This is a genomic window from Desulfobacterium sp. N47 (genome assembly GCF_051233685.1).
GTDB lineage: Bacteria > Desulfobacterota > Desulfobacteria > Desulfobacterales > RPRI01 > RPRI01.
This window is the reverse complement of record NZ_JBAMMY010000294.1, coordinates 1-1,509: the sequence shown is the minus strand read 5'-3', so window position 1 is coordinate 1,509 and position 1,509 is coordinate 1. Positions and strand designations below refer to the sequence as shown.

General features: G+C 34.9%; 3 protein-coding genes. All 3 read right to left on the bottom strand.

Annotated elements, in window-relative coordinates; all coding sequences use genetic code 11:
• Positions 1 to 131: 131 nt before the first annotated feature.
• The 3 genes from VXK47_RS19065 to VXK47_RS19055 all read right to left on the bottom strand — a co-directional run bounded on the left by VXK47_RS19065 (position 132) and on the right by VXK47_RS19055 (position 1,319).
• Positions 132 to 404: a hypothetical protein gene (locus tag VXK47_RS19065; protein ID WP_435550374.1), complete on the bottom strand. Its 273-nt coding sequence runs from the start codon at positions 402 to 404 to the stop codon at positions 132 to 134.
• Between the two features lie 514 nt (positions 405 to 918).
• Positions 919 to 1,137, bottom strand: a complete 219-nt coding sequence (locus VXK47_RS19060; RefSeq protein WP_435550373.1) for a winged helix-turn-helix transcriptional regulator — start codon at positions 1,135 to 1,137, stop codon at positions 919 to 921.
• Between the two features lie 11 nt (positions 1,138 to 1,148).
• Positions 1,149 to 1,319: a hypothetical protein gene (locus VXK47_RS19055; RefSeq protein ID WP_435550372.1), complete on the bottom strand. Its 171-nt coding sequence runs from the start codon at positions 1,317 to 1,319 to the stop codon at positions 1,149 to 1,151.
• Positions 1,320 to 1,509 lie beyond the last annotated feature (190 nt).

The window sequence follows — 1,509 nt, the reverse complement described above, 5'->3', positions numbered from 1 at the left end:
GGTATTGTCAAAAACTCGGCATTTATTGCCTTTTGTGGTTCTCCAATGAAAATCGGAGCCCTTAAGTCCGCTCTATTGCCGGGATTTCAACTGTTGACCTGTTTAACAAGCCGCCTTTAATCGTTTTGAAATTAGCTCATTGGGATTATATTATAAATAAATACCCTAAAGCAAATTTCAATTTCATCTAATTTTATAGTTCTAAATGCCATCAGTATATTACGAAAAACATCCGCTTCAGCCATTACTGTAATTGCCATAATTACTAACGAAAAAATAACTGAAATTTTCGTTTTTTTAAGTTGAGAAGTACTGTTGGTTATTAGCTTAAATTTTTTTAATATTTTGTATGCCTTTGATGATTCATCTTTTTGCTTCTTTTCAATATATTCCCAAATCATCATTTAGTCCCCCTTAAGTACCAATTACCGAAGGCAATGTTGGCTAACATTAGATAGACAGCTTTCTGTATAAAACCAAAACATAGTTATAGAGATGTATAAGACGCCTATAATATCACAAAAAAATGGACTTATAAGGCTTTAAGCATATTGGAATATTATAAAATAACCATTCTTTTTACAAAGGGGTATTATTATACAGAAGCACCCTGAAGTATCAGCTATAGTAAGGAAAATTCAGAGTCTTGCTTTTTTTACTATCTTCCGGTTAAACGACTCTTTGAATAAAAAAGCCTTATCTCTCATTTCGAAAGACAATGCTTCAGATTATCAGACCGTAATCCTACTCGTGGTTACAACTGCTCAAAAACATATATAATACATTCAATATCAATATGATAGGCTAAGCTACTAACTCAATTATGATATCTTGTCAATGGACATTATAGTGAGGGAATTTTAGTGACGTCCTTAACTTTTTAACTTCATGCTCACTATGCTTTATCAAGAATCAATATCAAACCTTGATTTGTGATTTAAGCATTATGTATTGATCCTGAAGACCTTTTTCCACCGAAAGCCTGTTTGTCATCATCTTAACACGCTGACTGACAGCCGAATATGTCAATCCGAAACGATTTCCGATTTCTCTGTTTGAAAAGCGTCCTGTTTTCCACAATAAATAGACCAATAAATCGCGTTTGTCTTTGTCATCCGCACTAACCCTTTTTGCCATACAGGTGAATTTCAAATTCCCAACATATTGGAAGTGAAATGCAGCAGAGAATCAATATCAAAATCTCTTAAAATGCGGTTTTTCTGAGGCAGCTCACTATCTTTTCGGCCATCAGGAAACCGAGCCCTGAGTATCTGCGAAACATAGCGGCTTAGAAATGCCAGTTTTCTGAACTTTCTCATATCGGGCACTACTATAATGGACCCCGAAATTTGAACTGATGGTTAAGCTACTTTTTCTGTGATATTGACTCCATTATAAAGGAGACAGAATGAGAAAGCAATATCCAGGGAATTTTAAAGCAAAGGTTGCATTGGAAGCCATCAGGTCAGAGGATACGATAGCGGAGTTGTCATCCAAGTATGAGATTCA